Here is a 22,502-nt window from a genome sequence, read left to right on the forward strand (position 1 = left end):
CAGAAGTGAAACGCCGTAGCGCCGATGGTAGTGTGGGGTCTCCCCATGCGAGAGTAGGGAACTGCCAGGCATCAAATAAAAGCGAAAGGCCCGGTCGAAAGACCGGGCCTTTTGTTTTATCTGTGGTCTGTCGGTGAGTGCTCTCCTGAGGAGGACAAATCCGCCGGGAGCGGATTTGAACGTTGCGCAGCAACGGCCCGGAGGGTGGCGGGCAGGACGCCCGCCATAAACTGCCAGGCATCAAATAAGTGAAGAAGCCCATCCTGCCGGATGGGCTTTTTTGCGTTTGTGCGGAATGAAAATCGCTGGATGCAGCGTACCATTTTATCCAGCCCATCATGTTGTAACCGGTGTTCAGGCCTGAGAAGCGCAGCACACCAGGCTCTCCCGGCAGCACATTGCCTGCTATCCGTGCACGGGGTTGAGTAACAGGTACTGTCGCTCGAGATCGTCCACTTCTGTACATCCCATCACGTTAAACCCCATCTTCTTATAGAACCCAGATGTCAGCTTGTTAACAGGCACGACTAATCTTACGTATGGATTTTGTGAGGGGTAGAGCAGTAAAGATATTGAGAGATGATCGGTTGGAAAGTATCAGAAACTATAAAAGCAAAAACCCGCCTCTAGGGCGGGTTCTTTAAATAGTGGTGCCCGGACTCGGAATCGAACCAAGGACACGGGGATTTTCAATCCCCTGCTCTACCGACTGAGCTATCCGGGCAACGGGGCGCATTAAACCGTATTCACGTCTGCCAGTCAATCAAATTTCGGGAAAAGATGTTCAACCGCTTAATATTGCGGCAATCTGCGCGATTATGCCTGAAGTTTGCACAAAACTTCCAGGCAATTTACCTATCAGACCTTCTATCTCAATGAGCAAAGGCTGACGAAAACGTTACGCGGCCTGTATTACTCCCGCACACTACCGCAAGTTGTGCACAAGCCTTTTCGACGTTTCCAGTAACTAACGGTGCAATTGCTGCGGCAGGACCCGCTGGTGTGTCGGGCGATGAGTTGGGCGGGCGGTTAACAGAGTATATTGCACCACCGTGGCGATGGTGCGTTTTAGAGACTGATGGCGCTGTGTTTACTCATTTCGGCCTTGCGGGCATGCTTGCTTAGGTCAGCGCACCGCCCATACGGCACTGAGCAAAGCGCAGGATATCTTCAGCCAGACGGTGTGCCGTTTCGACATCAGCATGGCTACGATTCACCAGCATGCGGCTCAGACAGCCCTCCAGCACCAGTTCCATCTGTTTGGCAACCATTGCAGGGTCGTCAACTTCCAGCGTCGTCAGCAGCTCATGGGTGAAGTCATGTGCCGCCTTTTTTTGCTGATCGGCTAACTGATGGATCGGATGCCCGGGATCGGGGTAAAACGTACAGGCGGCGATAAACAGGCAGCCTGGGTAGCGATTATTGCTCACGCATTCGGACAGCGCGGTGTAGCGTGCCAGTAATTTCTGTTCAGCGCTCAGGGTGTCATCCAGCAAAAGTTGACGCCGCCAGATATCCACCCGCTGGCTGAGGTAACGTAACGCATCGTACAGAATGGCCTCTTTGTCGGGCCAAAAGCGTTGTAGTTCATCAAGAGGATAATCGATACGTTCGGCCACCATTTCCAGTGTGGTATTGGCTATCCCTTGAACCTCAAGTAATTTCAGGGCTTCTCCCAGGACATCTTCACGTTGCACGGTATTCTCCTCCGTATTTCCTGTTGCAAGTGTCGCTCACGGTTGGCGATCGCGCAAATGTGCGCTGAAGGTCGCGGCATCCATAAAGCCGGTTACCCGAGCCTCCGGATGCTCTTTCCCCTCGGCGTCAAAGAACAAAATAGTCGGCAAACCTAAAACCTGTAGATGTTTCAGCAGAGCGACATCCTGGGCATTATTTGCAGTCACATCCGCCTGCAAAAGTACCGTGTCGCCTAGCGCTTGCTGAACCTGCTGATTGCTAAACGTATACTTCTCAAACTCCTTACAGGCCACGCACCAGTCAGCATACAGATCCAACATCACGGGCTTGCCTTTAGCTTGTGCCAGCGCCTGATTTAGCGCATCCACCGAAGCCACAGGCGTGAAGTTAAGGTGTGTCTGGGTTTGAGCATGCGGCACGCCGAACGCCCAGTCCTGCAATGGCCGTACGCTTACCAGCGCTGCAGCTAACAGGATAATCTGCACGATGCGCATCCAGGCGTGCTTTGCCTGCAGGCTGGTGATAAATGCCCAGCTAAAGAATGCGACGCCCAACAGCGACCACAGGCGAACGCCCCAGTCGTCGCCAATGATGCGTTCGAGTAAGAAGACGGGGAGCGCCAGAATGACAAAGCCAAAAGCGGTTTTGACATGTTCCATCCATGGGCCGCTTTTAGGCAACAGACGATTACCGAATACGGTAATTAGCATCAGAGGTAATCCCATCCCTAGCGCGTACAGATACAGCGTGCCGCCTCCCAGCCACATGTTCCCGCTCTGAGCGATATACAGCAAAATCGCGCTTAGCGGGGCCGTTGTACAAGGAGAACAGATGAGGCCGGCAATCGCCCCCATCGCAAAGACGCTACCGGGGGAACCGCCTTGCTGACGGTTACTCAACAATGTAAGGCGTGTTTGCAGCGATGAAGGGAGCTGCAGCGTGAACAAGCCAAACATCGAAAGGGCCAGCAGCGTAAAGACGACGGCAAGGCCAATCAGGACGTAAGGATGCTGTAGCGCAGCCTGGAACTGCAATCCGGCGGCCGCAACAACCAGACCCAGCGCGGTATAAGTGAGCGCCATTCCCTGAACGTAGAAAAACGTCAGCAGCAGTGCACGTCCGGTTGATAAGCGTTGCTTGCCGCCCAGCACGATACCGGAAATCAGCGGATACATCGGCAATACGCAAGGTGTAAACGCGATGCCAATTCCGATTAGCAATGCCCACAGCGCAGAGAAGGGAAGCTGGGTTGCGGGTTGTGGTCTCTCTTGCAAAGCATCGGTGGCAGGCACTGGCACAGGTGTCGCCCTGGTATTGGCAGACACTTCACTTAATGGCACCGTTTTAGTTTCAGGCGGATAGCAAAAACCGGCGTCGGCACAACCTTGGTATGTGACCGTTAATGTTGCGCCAGATTTAGCCTGATTAACCGTGACCGGGATAGTCAATTGTTTACGGTAAATCTCACTTTTGCCATAAAACTCATCTTCATGCCAGACGCCTGGCGGTAGTTTTACCTCGGCGATATCGGCCTGAGATGGCGTAATGCTTATCTGTTTGCGATACAGATAGTAGCCATCTTTAACCTGCCATGAGAGGTTCAGATCGTGTTGGTTTTGCTGAAAATCAAAAACAAACGCCCGATCGGCAGGAACAAACTGCGAGCGGCCAGGCGCGTCAAATAATCCGGCAAAGGTAGATGTGCTGCACAGCAGCAGGATCAGCGTAAGGATGCGTTGAGCCATGAGCGGTAATCAAAGTCTCCGTGAGTGACGGGTAAAACCAGAAGTTCAGGCGTTTGGTATGGATGATGTGACTTCAGGCAATCGAGAAGGGCTTGCTGGTGTGTGACGGTGGTTTTTAAAATCATCTGGACTTCATATTCCTGCTCCAGTTTACCTTCCCAATAATAGAGGGAGGTCGCGCCAGGCAGCAGCGTCACGCAGGCAGCCAGTTTTTCCGCCAGTACTTTGGCGGCCAGATCCTGGGCGGTTGCTTCATCCGGGGCGGTACAGAGCACCACAACGGTATCGGGGATGGAAATATCCTGACTCTTTACATCAAGCATAAACACCTCGAAAGAACAGAGTAACCAGCTAAAGAGTGGTCACTATACAACGGACGAGGGAAGGATGTTAGTTAAAGCGGGATGATGAGGAGGAGGAACTGCAGGGCGCGAAGGCACCCTGCAGTAAAGTCTTACAGCATGAAGCTGCCCAGCAAGAAGCCGAAGCAGACAGCCAAAAGCACGCCCAGAGTACCCGGGATGAAGAACGGATGGTTAAAGACGAATTTACCGATGCGGGTTGTACCGGTGTCATCCATCTGCACCGCCGCAACCAGAGTTGGGTAGGTTGGCAGAATGAACAGGCCAGAAACAGCTGCGAAAGACGCAACAGCAGTCAGTGGGGAAACGTTCAGAGCCAGAGCCATCGGCATCAGTGCTTTAGCGGTTGCAGCCTGAGAGTACAGCAGCGCAGAAGCAAAGAAGAAGATGACAGCCAGCAACCACGGATGACCCTGAATTACGCTACCTGCAGTATCTTTGATCCAGTCAATGTTGTGAGATACGAAGGTATCACCCAGCCATGCAACACCCAGGATACAAATACAGGCGCTCATACCCGCTTTAAAGGTGCTGGAGTTCAGGATGGAGTCAGTTTCAACGCGGCAGACGATCGTAGTCAGCGTCGCGACGCTCAGCATGATGATCAGGATTGCGTTGGTGGTGTTCATCAGCGGTTTAGCGACCAGGCCGAGGCTTGGGCTGTTGATGATGGCGTATACAACTACGCAAATCACGCCCAGCAGGAACAACCAAACGGAGGTTTTCGCGCCAGCTTTGATTTCAACTTGTCTTTCACCACGCAGTTCAACCAAACCTTCTTCCAGACGCTTACGATAAATCGGGTCGTCAGACAGTTTGGAGTTGAACAGCATCGTTACCAGGAAGGACATCACCAGAACGGCCAGCAGAGTGGACGGAATGACCACGGACAGCAGGTGAATGTAGCTGATGCCATGACCTTCCATTACGGAAGACATGTAAACCACGGCTGCGGAGATTGGCGACGCCGTAATCGCAATCTGTGCAGATACCACTGCGGTAGAGAGCGGACGGCAAGGTTTGATACCTTGTTCCTTCGCGACTTCAGCGATAACCGGCAGAGTTGCCAGAGAGATGTTGCCGGTACCGGCAAAGATAGTCAGGAAATAGGTCACGATTGGTGCAAGGATCGTGATGTATTTCGGGTTTTTACGCAGCAGTTTTTCAGTTTGATGAACCAGATAGTCCAGACCACCGGCAATCTGCATGGCAGAGATGGCAGCGATAACCGCCATGATAATGGAAATAACATCGAACGGAATATTACCCGGTTTTACGCCAATAGCGGCAAGAACCAGAACACCCAGCCCACCTGCAAATCCAATACCGATACCCCCAAGTCTGGCACCTAAAAAGATTGCCAGCAAAACGATGATAAGTTCTAAAACTATCATATTAGCCTTCCTTGTTGTTTAACAAGTTGATATTAAATTGTTGTTTTTAAGTAACTTCGAGTAAGAAAAAAGGCACGTCATCATGACGTGCCTTCTCCGGTACTACCCTACACGATTACTGTTCGCTTTCATCAGTATAACGTTTTGCTTTATAAGCAGGGTGCATCAGGTTCTGTGCAGAGAAGATATCGTCCAGTTCAGACTCGGTCAACAGACCGCGTTCCAGGACAACTTCACGTACGCTCTTACCGGTTTCGGCACAAATTTTACCGACGATGTCGCCGTTGTGGTGACCGATGAACGGGTTGAGGTAAGTAACGATGCCGATGGAGTTGAATACAAACGCTTCACAGACTTCTTTGTTAGCAGTGATACCACTAACGCATTTTTCCAGCAGGTTGTAGCAAGCATTGCTCAGAATGTGAATGGATTCAAACATTGCCTGGCCAATGACCGGCTCCATTACGTTCAGCTGCAGCTGACCAGCTTCAGATGCCATAGTAACGGTGATGTCGTTACCGATGACTTTAAAGCAAACCTGGTTTACGACTTCTGGAACAACTGGGTTCACTTTTGCTGGCATGATAGAAGAACCAGCCTGCAGTTCCGGCAGGTTGATCTCGTTCAGACCAGCACGTGGGCCAGAGGAGAGCAAACGCAGGTCGTTACAGATTTTGGACATCTTAACAGCCAGACGTTTCAGTGCGCCGTGAACCATAACGTATGCGCCGCAGTCAGAAGTTGCTTCAATCAGGTCTTCTGCCGGAACACAGGCGAAGCCAGTGACTTCAGCCAGTTTCTGTACTGCCAGCGGGGAGTATTCTTTCGGCGTGTTCAGACCCGTACCGATTGCAGTTGCACCGAGGTTAACTTCCAGCAGCAGCTCAGCGGTACGACTAATGTTTTTCACTTCTTCTTTCAACAGTACGCTGAAAGCATGGAATTCCTGACCGAGGGTCATCGGTACAGCATCCTGCAGCTGGGTACGGCCCATTTTCAGGATGTCCTGGAATTCAACAGCTTTTTGTTCGAAGCCTTCACGCAGCTGGTTCAGGGCATCGATCAGTTTGATGATGGATGCGTATACCGCGATACGGAAGCCAGTTGGGTAAGCGTCGTTGGTAGACTGACATTTGTTAACGTGGTCGTTCGGGTTCAGGTACTGATATTCACCTTTCTGGTGACCCATCAGTTCCAGACCGATATTGGCCAGCACTTCGTTGGTGTTCATGTTGACGGAGGTACCCGCACCACCCTGGTAAACATCTACCGGGAATTGATCCATGCATTTTCCGTTATTCAGGACTTCATCACACGCCGCGATGATGGCATTTGCCACACTCTTAGGAATGGTTTGCAGCTCTTTGTTGGCCATTGCCGCTGCCTTTTTAACCATTACCATACCGCGAACAAATTCAGGAATGTCGCTGATTTTGTTGTTGCTAATGTAGAAGTTTTCAATCGCTCTCAGAGTGTGAACACCGTAGTAGGCGTCCGCTGGAACTTCCCTGGTACCCAACAAGTCTTCTTCGATACGAATGTTGTTTAACATGTGAACCTTCTTTTTCAAGCTGCCAATGATTTGACTAAACACACAGGATATATGTGATTTCGATTGTTTCTCGACCGACGATTATCCCCTGCATCGGTCTGATACTCGAGATCATATGCTGGTTCAGGATTTCTACCGTAATCTGGATCACTTAAAGCGTGGAATTTACCCCTTATTTATTATTCTGTGAAATGGATCACCCCTTTAGGATTAATACTAAAAATAAGTGTACAAGCGACTTGAAATTTTGCTAACCACCTCAACATCTAATTGATGCGAGTCACATAATTCATCGGACAGGCGTTGAAAAAAACGACTGTTATTGACAGGAGAACCCTTTGCGCTGGATACCATTACTTGCCATTTTTCTCTATGTTTACATAGAGATATCTATTTTTATTCAGGTTGCCCATGTCCTGGGTGTCCTGATGACGCTGATTTTGGTTATTTTTACGTCGGTTATCGGTATGTCTCTGGTTCGTAACCAGGGATTTAAAAATTTTTTACTGATGCAACAAAAAATGGCGGCTGGTGAAAGTCCTGCTGCAGAAATGATCAAGAGCGTGTCGCTGATCATTGCTGGTCTGCTGTTGGTACTGCCCGGTTTTTTCACCGATTTCCTCGGTCTTCTTCTTTTATTACCCCCGGTGCAAAAACATCTGACGATGAAACTGCTGCCGCATTTGCGTTTTTCGCGTATGCCGGGCGGTGGTTTCAGCGCCGGAACTGGGGGCGGTGAGACCTTTGATGGCGAATTTCAGCGCAAAGACGACGATCGCAACCGTATTGATCATAAAGACGATCCTCGGGATTAAGCATCAGTATGCGGGCCGGATAAGCGTGAGCACCATCCGGCAAAATGCTTATCTGCCGGATGACGGCGTCAACGTCGCCTTATCCGGCCTGCGGGGTAAAAACAGCCACAGCCCTGCCAGCATAATCAGCGCATACAGGCTCTTCCAGCCAACCATTGCCAACAGCAGCAGACACAGTAGACCGCCAATGACCGCCAGCATGCGATAATGCCCTTTCAGTAATCGACATCCCGCCAGCATGCACAGCAAATAAATCATAATAAAGATGCCGTTAGCATAGACGATTAACGCATCGAGATTGATTTTCAGCATATAGATGCACAACGTACTGATCACGCAGCAGCCCAATACGGCGTTTAGCGCATTGCGCGGAAGGTGACGGGGAGACAGACGCGCCAGATGACTTTCCGGCTTATATTGCGCTTGCGACCAGACGAGCCGGGCGAAGCTTTGAATATAAATGTTGAGACTGGCAAAACAGGCCAGATAACCAATGATGCAGGCGACCCACAGTGCCTGTACGCCAAATAACTGCACGACGATCTCTGGCAGTGAGGCCGCCGCCGCCATTTGCTCACCGTAGGCGCCAAAATGAAGCACGACGACGGTGCATGCCCAATAAACAGAGCCCGCAAGCAGCAGGCCGATCATCAGCGCGCGCGGGAAATCCCGCTCCGGGTTTTTGAATTCAGATGCCAGATGGGCAAACGCTTCAAGGCCAACAAAACACCAGAACATCACCGACAGCGCGGCGAACAGTCCGGGGAGCTCAATCTCGGTTATCGCAGGGAAGGGGATTTCGCCAGGTTTCACATCGCCCGCCCACCAGATGGCGACAATGAGGGCAACAATCAATCCGGCAATGACCGTTTGCAGATTAGCGCTAGAGCTGGCACCGTGGGAGCCGATATACCAAACCAATGCCAGCGTACCGAGCTCTGCCAACAGAAGCTGTTCGTCATGCCAGCCAAACATCGCCTGACCAAATCCGGCGGCAATATGTAATGCCGCAGGCAAGCCGACGGGAATCACCGACAAAAATAGCCATCCGGTGACGCGCTCCAGGCGTGAGCCAAAGGCCATACCAACAAAATGCGCCACGCCACCCGCGCTGGGAAAATGACGACCCAGTACGGCAAAGACAATCGCCACGGGAAAGACTAGAACAATCAGCACCGGCCAGGCCCACAGGCTGTTGTTGCCAGCCACCAGCGCGGCTAGCGCAGGGACGGCGAAAACGCCTGTACCTAGCAATGATGTCGACAACAGGCCAATGCCCTGAGCCAGTCCCAGCTCTTGTTTCAGTCCGCTCATAAGTTGTTATCCGGTTATGCCCATTGACCGGGCTACAGCGCAGATTTTTGATGGTATCACAATCGTATTTGCTTATGACGACGTGACTGAAATCGTTATAAAATGTGATGCGCGTCGGCGTTTTGACGGAATTTTCTGCTGATATAAATTTTTTTTCGCTTGCCCCCTTGAAGGTACAAAGCCCCATCCCCATTTCTCTGGTCACTAGCCGGGAAACCGTTCACGGGCCGGCGTCACCCATAACTGATAAAGACTTTCTCAAAGGAGAGCTATCAATGAGTATTCGTCCGTTACATGATCGTGTGATCGTCAAACGTAAAGAAGTTGAATCTAAATCTGCTGGCGGCATCGTACTGACCGGTTCTGCAGCAGGTAAGTCAACTCGTGGCGAAATCATCGCTGTCGGTAAGGGCCGCATCCTGGACAACGGTACCGTACAGCCGCTGGACGTTAAAGTCGGCGATATCGTTATTTTCAACGATGGCTACGGTGTTAAATCTGAGAAGATCGACAATGAAGAAGTGTTGATCATGTCTGAAAGTGACATCCTGGCAATTGTTGAAGCCTAATCCGCGAACGACACTGAACATACGAATTTAAGGGAAAGAGAAAATGGCAGCTAAAGACGTAAAATTCGGTAACGACGCTCGTGTGAAAATGCTGCGCGGCGTAAACGTACTGGCAGATGCAGTGAAAGTTACCCTCGGTCCAAAAGGCCGTAACGTAGTTCTGGATAAATCTTTCGGTGCACCGACCATCACTAAAGATGGTGTTTCCGTAGCCCGTGAAATCGAACTGGAAGACAAGTTCGAAAACATGGGGGCGCAGATGGTGAAAGAAGTTGCCTCTAAAGCGAACGACGCTGCAGGCGACGGTACCACCACCGCAACCGTACTGGCGCAGTCCATCATCACTGAAGGTCTGAAAGCCGTTGCTGCGGGCATGAACCCGATGGACCTGAAACGTGGTATCGACAAAGCTGTCGCTGCTGCCGTTGAAGAACTGAAAGCACTGTCCGTACCGTGCTCTGACTCTAAAGCGATTGCTCAGGTTGGTACTATCTCCGCTAACTCCGACGAAACCGTAGGTAAACTGATCGCTGAAGCGATGGACAAAGTCGGTAAAGAAGGCGTGATCACCGTTGAAGACGGTACCGGTCTGCAGGACGAACTGGACGTGGTTGAAGGTATGCAGTTCGACCGTGGTTACCTGTCTCCTTACTTCATCAACAAGCCGGAAACTGGCGCAGTAGAACTGGAAAGCCCGTTCATCCTGCTGGCTGACAAGAAAATCTCCAACATCCGCGAAATGCTGCCGGTGCTGGAAGCAGTAGCAAAAGCCGGTAAACCACTGCTGATCATCGCTGAAGATGTTGAAGGCGAAGCGCTGGCAACTCTGGTTGTTAACACCATGCGCGGTATCGTGAAAGTCGCGGCGGTTAAAGCGCCGGGCTTCGGCGACCGTCGTAAAGCAATGCTGCAGGATATCGCTACTCTGACCGGTGGTACCGTTATCTCTGAAGAGATCGGTATGGAGCTGGAAAAAGCAACTCTGGAAGATCTGGGTCAGGCGAAACGCGTTGTTATCAACAAAGACACCACCACCATCATTGATGGCGTGGGTGACGAGGCTGCAATCCAGGGTCGTGTGACTCAGATTCGTCAGCAGATCGAAGAAGCAACTTCCGACTACGACCGTGAAAAACTGCAGGAGCGCGTAGCGAAACTGGCAGGCGGCGTTGCGGTTATCAAAGTTGGTGCTGCGACTGAAGTTGAAATGAAAGAGAAGAAAGCCCGCGTTGAAGATGCCCTGCACGCGACCCGTGCTGCGGTAGAAGAAGGCGTGGTTGCTGGTGGTGGTGTTGCGCTGATTCGCGTAGCGTCTAAAATTGCCGGTCTGAAAGGTCAGAACGAAGACCAGAACGTAGGTATCAAAGTTGCGCTGCGCGCAATGGAATCTCCGCTGCGTCAAATCGTACTGAACTGCGGCGAAGAGCCGTCTGTAGTGGCTAACACCGTGAAAGCGGGTGACGGTAACTACGGTTACAACGCTGCAACTGAAGAATACGGTAACATGATCGACATGGGTATTCTGGATCCAACCAAAGTAACGCGTTCAGCTCTGCAGTACGCGGCTTCTGTTGCGGGTCTGATGATCACCACCGAGTGCATGGTTACTGACCTGCCGAAAGGCGATGCGCCTGACTTAGGTGCTGCTGGTGGTATGGGCGGCATGGGTGGAATGGGCGGCATGATGTAATTTAATCTTCATACTTCAAGCCGCAGGTTTATTGGCTGCGTTCGTTTACCCCAGTCACTTACTCATGTAAGTACCAGGGGATTCATGAACTTGCCGCCTGCCTGCAACTTGAATTATTTGATTAAATACGTATCTCGCGAAAAATGAGAAACCCTCGGGCAGAAATGTCCGGGGGTTTTTCTTTTGGTCATCTTTTTAGTATATGATTCAGCTACGGACATAACGTCCAGCTCATTGATTATGGGGAATGACATGCACGTGAAATATTTAGCAGGGATCGTTGGTGCCGCGCTACTGATGGCGGGTTGTAGCTCCAGCAACGAACTGAGTTCAGCCGGGCAAAGCGTACGCTTCGTCGAAGAGAAGCCTGGCGCAGAGTGTCAACTGATTGGCACTGCAACCGGTACGCAAAGCAACTGGCTTTCTGGCCAGCACGGCGAAGAGGGTGGCTCTATGCGTGGCGCAGCAAACGATCTGCGTAACCAGGCTGCGGCAATGGGTGGTAACGTGATTTATGGCGTCAGCAGCCCATCACAGGGAATGCTGTCCAGCTTTGTTCCTACTGCCAGTGAAATGACCGGGCAGGTTTATAAGTGCCCAAATTGATAAATGCTGTTGATGCCTGATGGCGACGCTAAAACGTCTTATCAGGCCTACGATACAAATTCGTCGGCCTGATAAGCGCAGCGACATCAGGCATTTTGAGCGTTATGCGCTGACTGAGCGCGTAAATGATGCAGCGCGCGCAGGCACTGATCCTGATTGAGCTTTTGCGCCTTATCACGCGTTAACGTTCTGACAAACACCTGGCACGGTACACCAGCAAGCTTTTTCAGCCGTGGGCTGAAATCGAGAAGACGGCGAGTAATGGCTTCGGCCTCTTTGCTGCCGGAAGGGGCGCGAGTTTTTACTACCGAACCACAGAACTGGGCTTTTCCTTGATCATCTGTATAGCGGTAAATAATCGCCAGATAATGATTAAACAGGCTTTTTTTCCATTCGGGGTGCGTATAAGAGTCGTATTCCAGATTGTCGTTTTCTTGGCAATCAACATCGTACAGCGGCAGGAAATCCAGCAGCGATGTAATTCGTAGCGCTAATTCCCGCATGCCAGCATTATTTATTGCATGAATAACAGCATGGACCAGCACCCGAATCTGTCGTTCATTAATCAGTAATTCACGCGTTTGTCCATCATGCAGTGTCAGAGAAAATGTTAAGTTTTCGCCTTTGTCATCCATTAACATCAGCGAATTTACGCGACGATTAATGTCGGCATTTTTTAGCTCATCTTCCTGAATCAAAGGAATATTTTCGTGCATCTTTTTGCTGACTTTATCGCATTCCTTCTCATATTGCGCATGCTCTTCTTCGCTAAGCTGATGTTTGACGGATAGCCTGCTTTCCAGGGCGATAAGCAGATCTCTTAGCCCAAGCGGAGAAAGAAAAAATAACGACGTTTTATTCCTTGGTTCTTTTATCTTTAATGCTAAAGCAATAAATTCATTCTTCTGACGAATAACACCGGTATTAATGCCCTTAATATTTATAGCCATAAAAGGTTCTCCCTAACCATATATTTATTAATATTCTGAATTTGGCTCTACTGATACAAATTATGAATCGATGATTTTATAGCGCTAATTAAAATAGCACAGATTAAAAGCGTGGCTCCACTTGTGAGGATTTAAATAATAAGTAATCGTGGTGAGTGTCCGGAATCGGACACTCAATAATGGTTATTGTTGGCGTAGTTGCAGATCCAACGGCGTTTTACTTGGCTCTCCGCCAATTTCACGCGCCAGTTTGGGGACCATATAGCCGGAAACCAACGTCAGCAGTTCACGCATAATGTGACGTGCCTCATCGTCGCTGACCATAAAGTGGGCGGCACCTTGCACTTTGTCCAGTACGTGCAGGTAATAGGGCATCACCCCCGCATCAAACAGAGTGTTGCTCAGGTTCGCCAGCGTTTGTGCGTTATCGTTCACGCCACGCAGCAAAACGCTTTGGTTGAGTAGGGTGACGCCAGCGGTACGCAGTCTGACCATCGCCTGGTGAAACGCCTCATCGACCTCATTGGCGTGGTTAATGTGGTTGACCAGCAGAACCTGCAGGGAGGAACGCGCAAAGCGCTGGGCCAGTCCTTCAGTAATGCGCGCGGGGATCACAATCGGCAAACGGCTGTGAATGCGCAGACGCTTAATGTGCGGGATGGCTTCCAGTTGCGTGAGTAACCAGTCCAGTTCATGGTCCTTGGCCATTAGCGGATCACCACCGGAGAAGATAATCTCATCCAGCTCAGGATGCGCGCTAATGTAGTCCAGGGCGACCTGCCAGTTGCGCTTATTGCCCTGGTTTTCGGCATACGGGAAGTGTCGGCGGAAGCAATAGCGACAATTTACCGCGCAACCGCCTTTAACCAACAACAGCGCCCGATTGCGATATTTATGCAGCAAACCGGGGACCACGCTGTGCTGTTCTTCCAGCGGATCGGTCGAGTAGCCAGGTGCAGCAACAAACTCTTCCTGGGAAGTAAGTACCTGACGCAAAAGCGGATCGTCCGGATTGCCTTTTTCCATACGAGCAATAAAGGCGCGTGGTACGCGCAGGGCGAAAAGTCGTCTCGCGTCGCGTCCGGCCAACAGTTTTTCATCTGCGTCTATATTCAAAAGATGCAGAAGTTCATCAGGATCGGTCACAACATCGGCAAGTTGCGATAACCAATCTTCTCTGGATGGGGTATTTAGGGTTACAATATGCGCCATTTTGTGGCTTAGCTACCAGTTAACAATTTTCAGAGGGCCTTATGGCAACGTACTATAGCAACGATTTTCGTGCTGGTCTTAAAATCATGTTGGACGGCGAACCTTATGCGGTTGAAGCCAGCGAATTCGTTAAACCAGGTAAAGGCCAGGCATTTGCGCGCGTTAAGCTGCGTCGCCTGCTGACCGGTACTCGCGTAGAGAAAACCTTCAAGTCTACCGACTCCGCTGAAGGCGCAGACGTAGCCGACATGAACCTGACCTTCCTGTATAGCGACGGTGAGTTCTGGCACTTTATGAATAACACCACTTTCGAACAGCTGGCTGCAGACGAGAAAGCGGTAGGCGATAACGCTAAATGGCTGCTGGACCAGGCTGAATGCATCGTGACCCTGTGGAACGGTCAGCCGATCTCCGTGACTCCGCCAAACTTCGTTGAGCTGGAAGTCGTTGAAACTGACCCAGGTCTGAAAGGCGATACCGCTGGTACTGGCGGCAAACCGGCTACTCTGTCTACTGGCGCAGTCGTTAAAGTTCCGCTGTTCGTACAGATCGGTGAAGTGATCAAAGTGGATACTCGCTCCGGCGAATACGTTTCTCGCGTAAAATAAGATATCTATTTGATCTTATGGCGCAGGTTGCTGCGCCATACTTTTTCCAGGGCAGGAATGATGAAACGTCTTCTCAGTCTTGTAATGCTCATCCTTTTCACCAGCACTCTCCTGGCGGGTTGTAATACCGCGCGCGGCTTCGGTGAAGACATCAAACATCTTGGCAATTCAATCTCTCACGCCGCCAGCTAACACTCTCTCATAGTCTTAAAAACGGTTGTTTATCCATCACACTTCCGGATCTTGTCTATTATTAATGAGCTATACACAAACAATATTGGCTAGAAAAGGAAGACGTTATGGTTAAAAAGACAATTGCTGCGATCTTTTCTGTGTTGGTTCTTTCTTCAGCGTTGACTGCGTGCAATACCACGAAAGGTGTTGGGCAGGATATCTCCGAAGGCGGTAGCGCAATCTCTGGTGCAGCGACAAAAGCTCAACAATAATCATTAACGGTACGACGTCACGTCGTACCGTTAATTCCCCTTCCCGGGGAGTGAGAGAAACGGCGAGAAGCGGTTCCCCATGTGCAGTTTCATGCGGATATTCCGTTTATAGGTGTAGACCGTCTTGCCATGAATGCTGAGTGCGGCGGCTATCGCATTGTTACTCACACCATCCATCCACATCGACAATACTTTCTCCTCCTGCGGCGTAAGCAGCGGAGTCGCGTTTTCGGCTATTTCTAATGTGGGGCGAAGATGTAGCGCCTCCTGAATCGTGTGTGAGAGCGCGTTCAGCGTGGTGTGCTTGGTTAAGTCCGAATAGGCGACGGATTGAGAGGAAGCCATTGAGGTGTGCTGTCTTTCAACTGATTGCAGTAAAATCAGCGGGATGACGCCGCAGCTCATGAAAAAGGGTTTAATTGGCGGACTGGTATGCGTCTCGCTAATAAAACTGTATAAATCCGCGATCACCAGATGCGGCTTCCACTGCAAAATATGCTCTTTTGCTAACAGGAGATTATTGATCCCTGACACAAGAAATGAGGAGCTGAACCTGCCAGAATGATTAAGCAAGGCCTCAATCCCTGTGCGGGTAAAGTGGCACCGGTCAATCACTAAAATTTTAAGCATAACCTTTTCGCATTCAGAAGAGAGGCAATCGACTTTCTGGATTCAGAAAGCCCTTCATCATAGAGAACTCCATGAGTGCCAAATGCGGGAACTACGCCGCTAATTATGCTTAATTCTTGCTTTTAGCGGGCAGCGAATAAAAAGGTTGAAATTCATTTTCTCTCGCGCAAAAATGCCATTTCACACATCAGCTTTGCAGGACGACCTGCAAACGCTTCTTTCACCGGGGACGGCCCCATTGTTCTGGAGCCTTATATGTCCTGGATCGTATTATTAATTGCAGGTCTGCTCGAAGTTGTCTGGGCGATTGGCCTGAAATATACCCACGGTTTTACGCGTTTGACGCCAAGCATTATCACTATTGTGGCAATGATCGTCAGTATCGCCATGCTCTCCTGGGCAATGCGTACGTTGCCTGTAGGAACCGCCTATGCCGTATGGACCGGTATCGGCGCAGTCGGCGCGGCCATTACAGGGATTCTGCTGCTGGGAGAATCTGCCAGCCCGGCGCGGTTACTGAGCCTCGGGCTGATTGTGGCCGGTATTATTGGCCTCAAGCTGAGCACCCACTAAGCGCCAGGCTGTTTTACCCAAATCAGCTTATTCACCTCAAACCCTTCCCGGGTCGCGATGGCCAGCATTTGCTGTTTCATTTCATCTGAAATAGTAGGGGTCCGTGAAAGGATCCACAGGTAGTCGCGATCCGGCCCGCAAACCAGCGCGTGACGATATTCCCTGTCGAGGGCAATCACGTTATACCCGCCATAGAAGGGGCCAAAAAACGAGACCTTGAGCGCAGCGCGGTTTGGGGCGCCAGTGAAGTAGGCTTTCCCCTCCGTTTTCTGCCACATTCCTCTGTCCGGGTTATAGCCCTTGTTAATAACATTGATACCGCCGTCGTCGCGCAGGCTGTAGGTAGCAGTCACTTTTTCCAGTCCGCGCTCGAATCGATGGTCGAAACGCGCAATTTCATACCAGGTGCCCAGATAGCGTGTGGCATCAAAGTTATTTACTACGGTAACACCTTTCGGTGGTGTTGGGGTGCTGCAAGCGACAACCAGAAATGCAGCCGTAACTGCAGCAACGACGGGCAGAATGCGCATGGGATTTTCCTTGCTGGATTTTTGTTAAGTGTAGATGACAGCAGGAAAAAAAGAGAAAGAAAGGAAGCCCGATATCCAGGGCCTCCTTGTCCGTTACTGCAGTTTTTCAAGAATGCGCCAGGCGGCCTCGACGCGAACAGGGTTTGGGTAGCTCTTGTTTGCCAGCATCACGATGCCAAGGTTTTTTTCTGGAACGAAAGCAACATAGCTGCCGAATCCGCCAGTGGAGCCCGTTTTATGCACCCATGAGGCTTTCACGGCAGGCGCGGGCGGGTTTACCTCAACGGCAGGAAGCGCTGCCAGTGCTACTTTACTGTCGCTACCGCTAATTATCGAGTCGGCCTTCACCGGCCAGTTCAGCATCTCCCAACCCAGGCCCTGGTACATATCGCCAACACGCCAGTAACGTGACTGCGCAAGCTCGATGCCCTGCTGGAGCGTTTTCTCCTGAACCTGGCTGGCGTCCATGTTGGCCTGAACCCAACGGGTCATATCGATAACGCTCGATTTCACCCCGTAGGCTTCAGCATCAAGTTGGCCAGGGGATACATGCACAGGCTTTCCTTCGCGATAACCCCAGGCATAATCTTTTTGTTCGCTCTGCGGAACCGTAATCCAGGTATGCGCCAGTTTTAAGGGGTGCAGGACGCGTTTGGTCATCGCCTCTTCGTAGCTCATGCCTGAGGGGTTCACCGCCAGGGCGCCAAACAGACCAATGCTGGAGTTAGCATAAAGACGTTTAGCGCCTGGGGCCCATTGCGGCTGCCAGTTTTGATAAAAGCGTAGTAACGCGGCTTTATCCGTAACGTCGTCCGGAACCTGAAGCGGCAGGCCACCTGCCGTGTAGGTGGCTAAGTGCAGCAGGCTGATACCCTGCCACTGCTTACCCGTCAGTTCAGGCCAGTACTGCGTGACCGGATCGCTGAGCTTAATTTCGCCGCGGGCGATAGCATCGCCGCCCAGCACACCGTTGAACGTTTTACTGACCGATCCGAGTTCAAACAGCGTTTGTTGAGTGACTGGACGGTTATTGGCGATATCGGCTTTACCCCAGGTAAAGTAATAAGGTTTCCCTTGATAGATAATCGCAACGGCCATACCCGGAATTGCCTGCTCCTGCATCAGCGGTGTGATGGTGCGGTTAACGATATCGGCAATTTGTTGTTCTGTTTTTGCGGCGGCAAACGTGGAGAACGAAGCTGTCAGCAGCAGCGCGCAGCATATCGATTTTTTCATCATGAAATCAGTTCCGTAATTAAAAGCGAAAGGGTGTCCGGGCCCGTCAGACGTAATCAGTGTGTTTGATTTGCACCGTGTTGACAAACGGTTAAATTTAGCAGCAGATATAAGTTTTTCTAACAGGCCAGATAATGACGCGTAGCTATATCCCCCTTAACTCGCTGCGGGCTTTTGAAGCAGCGGCCAGACATCTCAGCTTTACCCGCGCTGCGATTGAGCTCAACGTGACGCATTCTGCAATAAGCCAGCATGTGAAAGCGCTGGAGCAACAGCTGAATTGTCAGCTTTTTGTGCGTGGTTCTCGAGGGTTAATGTTGACGACTGAAGGGGAAAGTCTGTTACCTGTACTTAATGACTCTTTCGATCGTATGGCGGGGATGCTGGATCGTTTTGCCACTAAACAGACTCAGGAAAAACTAAAAATTGGCGTGGTGGGGACCTTTGCGGTCGGCTGTCTTTTCCCTCTGTTGAGCGACTTTAAGCGCCACTGTCCGCATATTGATTTGCATATTTCCACCCACAATAACCGTGTGGATCCCGCCGCCGAAGGGCTGGATTATACTATTCGCTACGGAGGAGGAGCCTGGCACGATACCGATGCGCAATATTTGTGTAGCGCGCTGATGTCTCCGCTGTGTTCACCGACATTGGCCTCGCAGATTAAAGCACCTGTGGACATCCTGAAATTTCCGTTATTACGATCGTATCGGCGTGATGAATGGACGCTTTGGATGCAGGCCGCCGGAGAAGCACCTCCGTCACCGACGCACAACGTGGTGGTGTTTGACTCGTCCGTCTCAATGCTGGAAGCCGCGCAGGCGGGGATTGGTGTGGCAATTGCACCGGTAAGAATGTTCACGCATTTGCTCAGTAGTGAACGTATCGTGCAGCCTTTTCTAACGCAGATTGATCTGGGGAGTTACTGGATAACGCGTTTACAATCTCGTCCGGAGACGCCCGCGATGCGTGAGTTTTCCCGCTGGTTGACCGGGATGCTGCACTAATAAAAAGGCCCGCCATTGGCGGGCCTGATAATTAACGCATGCGATTAGATGGTCAGGATCCCAATAGCCGTTACAACGGTCAGGATAGCTGCCAGTCCGTAGAATACCCATTTGCCCGCAGGCACGTGGATTTTCAGGTCATGCATCGCGTGGTGCATACGGTGTAAACCGCACCACAGCGGCAGAACGATCATCAGGAACAGAAACGCACGTCCGATGAAGCTCTGAGCGAATGCCAGTACGCGTTCATAGCTGAAAGCATCAGGAACAAAGCCCAGCGGCAGCATAATGCCGACCAGCAGGATCATCACCGGCGCAATGATTGCGCTCCACATACCGCCTGCACCAAACAGGCCCCAGAATACGGGTTCGTCAGAGCGTTTTGGATTTGGATTAATCATTCCGGACTCCTTACCAGAACAGGGCAACAAACAGTATTACTACTGTCGCAACCACAGTAACTGCCCAGAGACCTTTGATGATCGGCTCTGGCCCCATTTTTTCGTCTTTTACGATGATGTTGGCAGCTTTTGGCGCCAGCTCAAACCAGGTTTTGGTATGCAGCAGCGCTGCTGCCAGGGCGATAATATTCAGGATCACCACCACCGGGTTTTGCAAAAAGGCGACAAAGCCCATCCAGGACTCTGCACCATGCTTGAGTGCAAACAGGCCGATAATCAGTTCAATGCTGAACCAGACTGCCGGAACCGCCGTGCCTTCGCGCAGCATGTAAAAACGATAAAATGGCAGCTTTTTCCACCAGGTGGACGTCATTGGTCGCACATAGGGTTTGCGTTTAGTCGTCATCGTGCACTCCTTAGCGTGGTTTCAGGGTAGCGATAAGAAAGTCTTTTGAACTTTCAACTTTACCCTGCTGAATGGCCGCAGCCGGATCGACGTGTTTCGGGCAGACTTCGGAGCAGTAGCCCACAAAAGTACAGGACCAGACGCCGTTCGGGCTGTTCAACTGAGCCATACGCTCCTTCTTACCGTGGTCGCGGCTATCTTCGTTGTAACGATGCGCCAGCGTAATCGCAGCCGGTCCAATGAACTCTGGGTTCAGGCCGAACTGCGGGCACGCGGCGTAGCACAGACCACAGTTGATGCAACCGGAGAACTGATGATACTTCGCCATCTGCGCCGGAGTCTGGGTGTTTGGACCCTGATCCGGTGTACGCGGGTTACCGATGATGTACGGTTTGATCGCTTCCAGGCTTTCGATAAAGTGCGTCATGTCGACGACCAGATCGCGCTCAATCGGGAAGTTGCCCAGCGCTTCAACCTTCATGCCGTTGGTGTAATCACGCAGGAAGGTTTTGCACGCCAGTTTAGGTACATTGTTGACCATCATGCCGCAGGAGCCGCAGATCGCCATACGGCAGGACCAGCGGTAGCTCAGGTCCGGTGCCAGGTTATCCTTGATGTAGCCCAGCGCATCCAGCAGTGACGTGGTTTCATCATAAGGAACTTCGTAGAAAGCACTGTGCGGCGCGGTATCGGTTTCCGGGTTATAGCGCACCACCTCAACTTTCAGGTTTTTCATCTCAGCCATTCGCCTTCTCCTTCTTATCGGCTGCTTCCGCTTCGCCACCGTAAACACGTTTAGCCGGTGGCAGAGTGGTGATTTTCACGTCGCTGTATTCCAGGCGAGTCGTGCCGTCAGCATCGCGGAAGGCGAGGGTGTGTTTGAGGAAGTTCACATCGTCACGCTCGGTGCAGCCTTCATCCAGACGCTGATGCGCGCCGCGGGATTCTTTACGCGCCAGAGCAGAGTGCGCCATACATTCAGCAACGTTCAGACCGTGACCCAGTTCGATGGTGTACAGCAGGTCGGTGTTGAAGACGCTGGAGGTATCAGTGATACGGACGCGCTTGAAGCGTTCCTGCAGCTCCGCCAGTTTATCAACGGTTTTCTGCATGAGTTCCGGTGTACGGTAGATACCGCAACCTTCTTCCATGGACAGGCCCATTTCGTCACGGATCTTAGACCAGTTTTCGTTACCTTCCTGGTTAACCAGATCTTTCAGACGTTTTTCAACGCCAGCAACCTGCGCATCGAGCGCGGCACTGTTTGCAGCGCCAGCCGTTGCAGCACGTTCTGCAGCCTGTTCACCGGCCATACGACCGAAGACCACCAGTTCCGCCAGGGAGTTAGAACCCAGACGGTTAGCGCCATGCAGACCAACAGAGGAACATTCGCCCACAGCGAACAGACCTTTAATGCGGGTTTCACAGTGCTGATCGGTTTCGATACCGCCCATGGTGTAGTGCGCGGTAGGACGTACCGGGATCGGCTCTTTAACCGGATCGACACCCACGTAGGCTTTCGCCAGTTCGCAGATGAACGGTAAACGTTCGAGCAGTTTTTTCTCGCCGAGGTGACGCAGGTCGAGGTGAACCACATCGCCACGCGGGGTGGAAATGGTGTTGCCTTTACGCCATTCGTGCCAGAAAGCCTGAGAAACTTTGTCGCGCGGACCGAGTTCCATGTATTTGTTTTTCGGTTCGCCCAGCGGGGTTTCCGGACCCATGCCGTAATCTTGCAGATAACGGTAGCCGTTTTTGTTGACCAGGATACCGCCTTCACCACGGCAGCCTTCGGTCATCAGGATACCAGAGCCTGGCAGACCCGTCGGGTGATACTGAACGAATTCCATATCACGCAGCGGAACGCCGTGGCTCAGCGCCATGCCCATACCGTCGCCAGTTACGATGCCGCCGTTGGTGTTGTAACGGTAAACACGACCTGCGCCGCCCGTTGCCATCACAACAGCATTAGCACGGATCTGCATCAGCGTGCCTTCCATCATGTTCATGGCAACCAGGCCGCGAGCATGGCCATCATCAACCAGGATATCCAGAACGAAGTGTTCGTCAAAGCGCTGAATCTGCGGGAACTGCAAAGATGTTTGGAACAGCGTATGCAACATGTGGAAGCCGGTTTTATCCGCGGCAAACCAGGTACGCTCGATTTTCATACCGCCGAAGCGACGTACGTTGACGCTACCGTCTTCACGGCGGCTCCATGGGCAGCCCCATTGTTCCAGTTGCGTCATTTCAGTTGGGCAGTGGTGGACAAAGTAATCCACGACATCCTGCTCACACAGCCAGTCTCCGCCTGCTACCGTATCGTGAAAATGGTAGTCAAAGCTGTCATGATCCTGCGCGACAGCAGCAGAGCCGCCTTCGGCAGCAACGGTATGGCTGCGCATTGGGTACACTTTTGAGATCAGTGCGATTTTAGCGTTGGGATTTGCTTGTGCGGCAGCAATTGCAGCACGTAATCCCGCGCCACCGGCGCCTATAATGGCAAGATCGGCTTGAAAGGTTTGCACGACATTCCTCCAGATTGTTGTTATTTCATTCCTGCCTGAAATCAGATGCTTCATCGGCTTCAAACAGGTTATGAACGCGTTTCCACTGCTCCTTTATAGGTACAATAGTATAGTCTCAGGGATGTGCGGGAAATTTGACGTGTTCGATTTTTTTAGCGTGTCAAAGGGGGGAATTATCATTGAATTTGATTAATTTAATTACTAAACCACCCCATGTCGCTTTTTTTATC

General features: G+C 51.4%; 25 protein-coding genes and 1 tRNA gene. 9 read left to right on the plus strand and 17 right to left on the minus strand.

Going from position 1 to position 22,502, the window contains the following annotated elements; all coding sequences use genetic code 11:
- From N0B36_RS09500 to aspA, 7 genes are all read right to left on the minus strand, one after another.
- Positions 1-376 (minus strand): hypothetical protein (locus N0B36_RS09500; protein ID WP_259687238.1); only part of this gene is annotated, 376 nt, incomplete at its 3' end.
- Between the two features lie 272 nt (positions 377-648).
- Positions 649-724: transfer RNA gene (locus N0B36_RS09510), tRNA-Phe, on the minus strand.
- A gap of 397 nt (positions 725-1,121) precedes the next feature.
- A complete protein-coding gene (locus N0B36_RS09515; RefSeq protein WP_008785982.1) occupies positions 1,122-1,697 on the minus strand; it encodes a transcriptional regulator in 576 nt (191 codons plus the stop codon).
- Between the two features lie 36 nt (positions 1,698-1,733).
- Positions 1,734-3,443 (minus strand): protein-disulfide reductase DsbD, encoded by a 1,710-nt coding sequence (locus tag N0B36_RS09520; protein WP_235117275.1) that lies wholly within the window; start codon positions 3,441-3,443, stop codon positions 1,734-1,736.
- Positions 3,419-3,766, minus strand: a complete 348-nt coding sequence (gene cutA, locus N0B36_RS09525) for a divalent cation tolerance protein CutA (protein WP_003025447.1) — start codon at positions 3,764-3,766, stop codon at positions 3,419-3,421. Before cutA ends, N0B36_RS09520 begins: the two co-directional genes overlap by 25 nt.
- 131 nt (positions 3,767-3,897) lie before the next feature.
- Positions 3,898-5,199, minus strand: a complete 1,302-nt coding sequence (gene dcuA / locus N0B36_RS09530) for an anaerobic C4-dicarboxylate transporter DcuA (protein ID WP_016151387.1) — start codon at positions 5,197-5,199, stop codon at positions 3,898-3,900.
- Positions 5,200-5,314: 115 nt separating this feature from the next.
- Positions 5,315-6,751, minus strand: coding sequence for an aspartate ammonia-lyase (aspA, locus tag N0B36_RS09535; protein WP_016151388.1), 1,437 nt, complete (start codon positions 6,749-6,751; stop codon positions 5,315-5,317).
- A gap of 338 nt (positions 6,752-7,089) precedes the next feature.
- Here aspA and N0B36_RS09540 point away from each other — a divergent pair, with 338 nt between their 5' ends.
- Positions 7,090-7,566: an FxsA family protein gene (locus N0B36_RS09540; RefSeq protein ID WP_016151389.1), complete on the plus strand. Its 477-nt coding sequence runs from the start codon at positions 7,090-7,092 to the stop codon at positions 7,564-7,566.
- Positions 7,567-7,614: 48 nt separating this feature from the next.
- On the opposite strand, the gene yjeH is transcribed toward N0B36_RS09540, so the two are convergent.
- Positions 7,615-8,880, minus strand: coding sequence for an L-methionine/branched-chain amino acid transporter (gene yjeH / locus N0B36_RS09545; RefSeq protein ID WP_095715376.1), 1,266 nt, complete (start codon positions 8,878-8,880; stop codon positions 7,615-7,617).
- Positions 8,881-9,155: 275 nt separating this feature from the next.
- On the opposite strand from yjeH, the gene N0B36_RS09550 reads away from it, so the two are divergent.
- The 3 genes from N0B36_RS09550 to N0B36_RS09560 all read left to right on the plus strand — a co-directional run bounded on the left by N0B36_RS09550 (position 9,156) and on the right by N0B36_RS09560 (position 11,745).
- Positions 9,156-9,449: a co-chaperone GroES gene (locus tag N0B36_RS09550; RefSeq protein WP_000027827.1), complete on the plus strand. Its 294-nt coding sequence runs from the start codon at positions 9,156-9,158 to the stop codon at positions 9,447-9,449.
- A 43-nt stretch (positions 9,450-9,492) separates the two neighbouring features.
- Positions 9,493-11,139: a chaperonin GroEL gene (gene groL, locus N0B36_RS09555; RefSeq protein ID WP_003025464.1), complete on the plus strand. Its 1,647-nt coding sequence runs from the start codon at positions 9,493-9,495 to the stop codon at positions 11,137-11,139.
- A 252-nt stretch (positions 11,140-11,391) separates the two neighbouring features.
- Entirely contained in the window at positions 11,392-11,745 is a 354-nt protein-coding gene (locus N0B36_RS09560) for a DUF4156 domain-containing protein (protein ID WP_016151391.1), read from the plus strand.
- 86 nt (positions 11,746-11,831) lie between these two features.
- On the opposite strand, the gene yjeJ is transcribed toward N0B36_RS09560, so the two are convergent.
- Together yjeJ and epmB are read right to left on the minus strand one after the other, a co-directional pair.
- Positions 11,832-12,695 (minus strand): YjeJ family protein, encoded by an 864-nt coding sequence (yjeJ, locus tag N0B36_RS09565; protein WP_259687372.1) that lies wholly within the window; start codon positions 12,693-12,695, stop codon positions 11,832-11,834.
- Between the two features lie 183 nt (positions 12,696-12,878).
- Positions 12,879-13,907 (minus strand): EF-P beta-lysylation protein EpmB, encoded by a 1,029-nt coding sequence (epmB, locus tag N0B36_RS09570; protein ID WP_259687377.1) that lies wholly within the window; start codon positions 13,905-13,907, stop codon positions 12,879-12,881.
- 41 nt (positions 13,908-13,948) lie between these two features.
- Between epmB and efp the strand changes: the two genes are divergently transcribed.
- The 3 genes from efp (at position 13,949) to ecnB (ending at position 14,961) form a co-directional block, all read left to right on the plus strand.
- Complete coding sequence (gene efp, locus N0B36_RS09575) at positions 13,949-14,515, plus strand: elongation factor P (RefSeq protein ID WP_003025478.1); 567 nt, start codon at positions 13,949-13,951, stop codon at positions 14,513-14,515.
- A 57-nt stretch (positions 14,516-14,572) separates the two neighbouring features.
- A complete protein-coding gene (gene ecnA, locus N0B36_RS09580) occupies positions 14,573-14,707 on the plus strand; it encodes a lipoprotein antitoxin entericidin A (protein WP_016151394.1) in 135 nt (44 codons plus the stop codon).
- A 107-nt stretch (positions 14,708-14,814) separates the two neighbouring features.
- Entirely contained in the window at positions 14,815-14,961 is a 147-nt protein-coding gene (gene ecnB / locus N0B36_RS09585; RefSeq protein WP_216404276.1) for a lipoprotein toxin entericidin B, read from the plus strand.
- A 30-nt stretch (positions 14,962-14,991) separates the two neighbouring features.
- Here the strand turns inward: ecnB and N0B36_RS09590 are convergent, their stop codons facing one another.
- A complete protein-coding gene (locus N0B36_RS09590; protein ID WP_259687390.1) occupies positions 14,992-15,591 on the minus strand; it encodes a helix-turn-helix transcriptional regulator in 600 nt (199 codons plus the stop codon).
- A gap of 255 nt (positions 15,592-15,846) precedes the next feature.
- Between N0B36_RS09590 and sugE the strand changes: the two genes are divergently transcribed.
- Positions 15,847-16,164, plus strand: coding sequence for a quaternary ammonium compound efflux SMR transporter SugE (sugE, locus tag N0B36_RS09595; protein WP_016151397.1), 318 nt, complete (start codon positions 15,847-15,849; stop codon positions 16,162-16,164).
- On the opposite strand, the gene N0B36_RS09600 is transcribed toward sugE, so the two are convergent.
- Positions 16,161-16,694 (minus strand): lipocalin family protein, encoded by a 534-nt coding sequence (locus tag N0B36_RS09600; RefSeq protein ID WP_204552603.1) that lies wholly within the window; start codon positions 16,692-16,694, stop codon positions 16,161-16,163. The genes sugE and N0B36_RS09600 overlap by 4 nt on opposite strands.
- Positions 16,695-16,787: 93 nt before the next feature.
- Positions 16,788-17,933 carry a CMY-2 family class C beta-lactamase gene (gene blaCMY / locus N0B36_RS09605; RefSeq protein ID WP_216403879.1) on the minus strand — a complete coding sequence of 382 codons (1,146 nt, stop codon included), beginning with the start codon at positions 17,931-17,933 and terminating at the stop codon, positions 16,788-16,790.
- A 131-nt stretch (positions 17,934-18,064) separates the two neighbouring features.
- Here blaCMY and ampR point away from each other — a divergent pair, with 131 nt between their 5' ends.
- On the plus strand, positions 18,065-18,937 hold the full coding sequence (ampR, locus tag N0B36_RS09610) for a LysR family transcriptional regulator AmpR (RefSeq protein WP_016155499.1): 873 nt from the start codon (positions 18,065-18,067) through the stop codon (positions 18,935-18,937).
- A 44-nt stretch (positions 18,938-18,981) separates the two neighbouring features.
- Here the strand turns inward: ampR and frdD are convergent, their stop codons facing one another.
- The 4 genes from frdD to frdA are packed head-to-tail and all read right to left on the minus strand — an operon-like array spanning position 18,982 to position 22,272.
- Positions 18,982-19,338, minus strand: a complete 357-nt coding sequence (frdD, locus tag N0B36_RS09615) for a fumarate reductase subunit FrdD (RefSeq protein ID WP_003025535.1) — start codon at positions 19,336-19,338, stop codon at positions 18,982-18,984.
- A gap of 10 nt (positions 19,339-19,348) precedes the next feature.
- On the minus strand, positions 19,349-19,744 hold the full coding sequence (gene frdC, locus N0B36_RS09620; protein WP_016151401.1) for a fumarate reductase subunit FrdC: 396 nt from the start codon (positions 19,742-19,744) through the stop codon (positions 19,349-19,351).
- Between the two features lie 10 nt (positions 19,745-19,754).
- Positions 19,755-20,489, minus strand: coding sequence for a fumarate reductase iron-sulfur protein (frdB, locus tag N0B36_RS09625; RefSeq protein ID WP_006686291.1), 735 nt, complete (start codon positions 20,487-20,489; stop codon positions 19,755-19,757).
- Positions 20,482-22,272, minus strand: coding sequence for a fumarate reductase (quinol) flavoprotein subunit (gene frdA / locus N0B36_RS09630; protein ID WP_016151402.1), 1,791 nt, complete (start codon positions 22,270-22,272; stop codon positions 20,482-20,484). The genes frdB and frdA overlap by 8 nt, the downstream gene beginning before the upstream one ends.
- Positions 22,273-22,502 lie beyond the last annotated feature (230 nt).

This window comes from Citrobacter sp. XY323, assembly GCF_025106035.1.
GTDB classification, from domain to species: Bacteria; Pseudomonadota; Gammaproteobacteria; order Enterobacterales; family Enterobacteriaceae; genus Citrobacter; species Citrobacter braakii.

Excerpts from the sequence above, each read along its gene's own strand:
- N0B36_RS09520 (WP_235117275.1), bottom strand. The coding sequence starts at position 3,443 with ATGGCTCAACGCATCCTTACGCTGATCCTGCTGCTGTGCAGCACATCT.
- cutA (WP_003025447.1), bottom strand. The coding sequence starts at position 3,766 with ATGCTTGATGTAAAGAGTCAGGATATTTCCATCCCCGATACCGTTGTG.
- dcuA (WP_016151387.1), bottom strand. The coding sequence starts at position 5,199 with ATGATAGTTTTAGAACTTATCATCGTTTTGCTGGCAATCTTTTTAGGT.
- aspA (WP_016151388.1), bottom strand. The coding sequence starts at position 6,751 with ATGTTAAACAACATTCGTATCGAAGAAGACTTGTTGGGTACCAGGGAA.
- yjeH (WP_095715376.1), bottom strand. The coding sequence starts at position 8,880 with ATGAGCGGACTGAAACAAGAGCTGGGACTGGCTCAGGGCATTGGCCTG.
- N0B36_RS09550 (WP_000027827.1), top strand. The coding sequence starts at position 9,156 with ATGAGTATTCGTCCGTTACATGATCGTGTGATCGTCAAACGTAAAGAA.
- groL (WP_003025464.1), top strand. The coding sequence starts at position 9,493 with ATGGCAGCTAAAGACGTAAAATTCGGTAACGACGCTCGTGTGAAAATG.
- N0B36_RS09560 (WP_016151391.1), top strand. The coding sequence starts at position 11,392 with ATGCACGTGAAATATTTAGCAGGGATCGTTGGTGCCGCGCTACTGATG.
- yjeJ (WP_259687372.1), bottom strand. The coding sequence starts at position 12,695 with ATGGCTATAAATATTAAGGGCATTAATACCGGTGTTATTCGTCAGAAG.
- epmB (WP_259687377.1), bottom strand. The coding sequence starts at position 13,907 with ATGGCGCATATTGTAACCCTAAATACCCCATCCAGAGAAGATTGGTTA.
- efp (WP_003025478.1), top strand. The coding sequence starts at position 13,949 with ATGGCAACGTACTATAGCAACGATTTTCGTGCTGGTCTTAAAATCATG.
- ecnA (WP_016151394.1), top strand. The coding sequence starts at position 14,573 with ATGATGAAACGTCTTCTCAGTCTTGTAATGCTCATCCTTTTCACCAGC.
- ecnB (WP_216404276.1), top strand. The coding sequence starts at position 14,815 with ATGGTTAAAAAGACAATTGCTGCGATCTTTTCTGTGTTGGTTCTTTCT.
- N0B36_RS09590 (WP_259687390.1), bottom strand. The coding sequence starts at position 15,591 with ATGCTTAAAATTTTAGTGATTGACCGGTGCCACTTTACCCGCACAGGG.
- sugE (WP_016151397.1), top strand. The coding sequence starts at position 15,847 with ATGTCCTGGATCGTATTATTAATTGCAGGTCTGCTCGAAGTTGTCTGG.
- N0B36_RS09600 (WP_204552603.1), bottom strand. The coding sequence starts at position 16,694 with ATGCGCATTCTGCCCGTCGTTGCTGCAGTTACGGCTGCATTTCTGGTT.
- blaCMY (WP_216403879.1), bottom strand. The coding sequence starts at position 17,933 with ATGATGAAAAAATCGATATGCTGCGCGCTGCTGCTGACAGCTTCGTTC.
- ampR (WP_016155499.1), top strand. The coding sequence starts at position 18,065 with ATGACGCGTAGCTATATCCCCCTTAACTCGCTGCGGGCTTTTGAAGCA.
- frdD (WP_003025535.1), bottom strand. The coding sequence starts at position 19,338 with ATGATTAATCCAAATCCAAAACGCTCTGACGAACCCGTATTCTGGGGC.
- frdC (WP_016151401.1), bottom strand. The coding sequence starts at position 19,744 with ATGACGACTAAACGCAAACCCTATGTGCGACCAATGACGTCCACCTGG.
- frdB (WP_006686291.1), bottom strand. The coding sequence starts at position 20,489 with ATGGCTGAGATGAAAAACCTGAAAGTTGAGGTGGTGCGCTATAACCCG.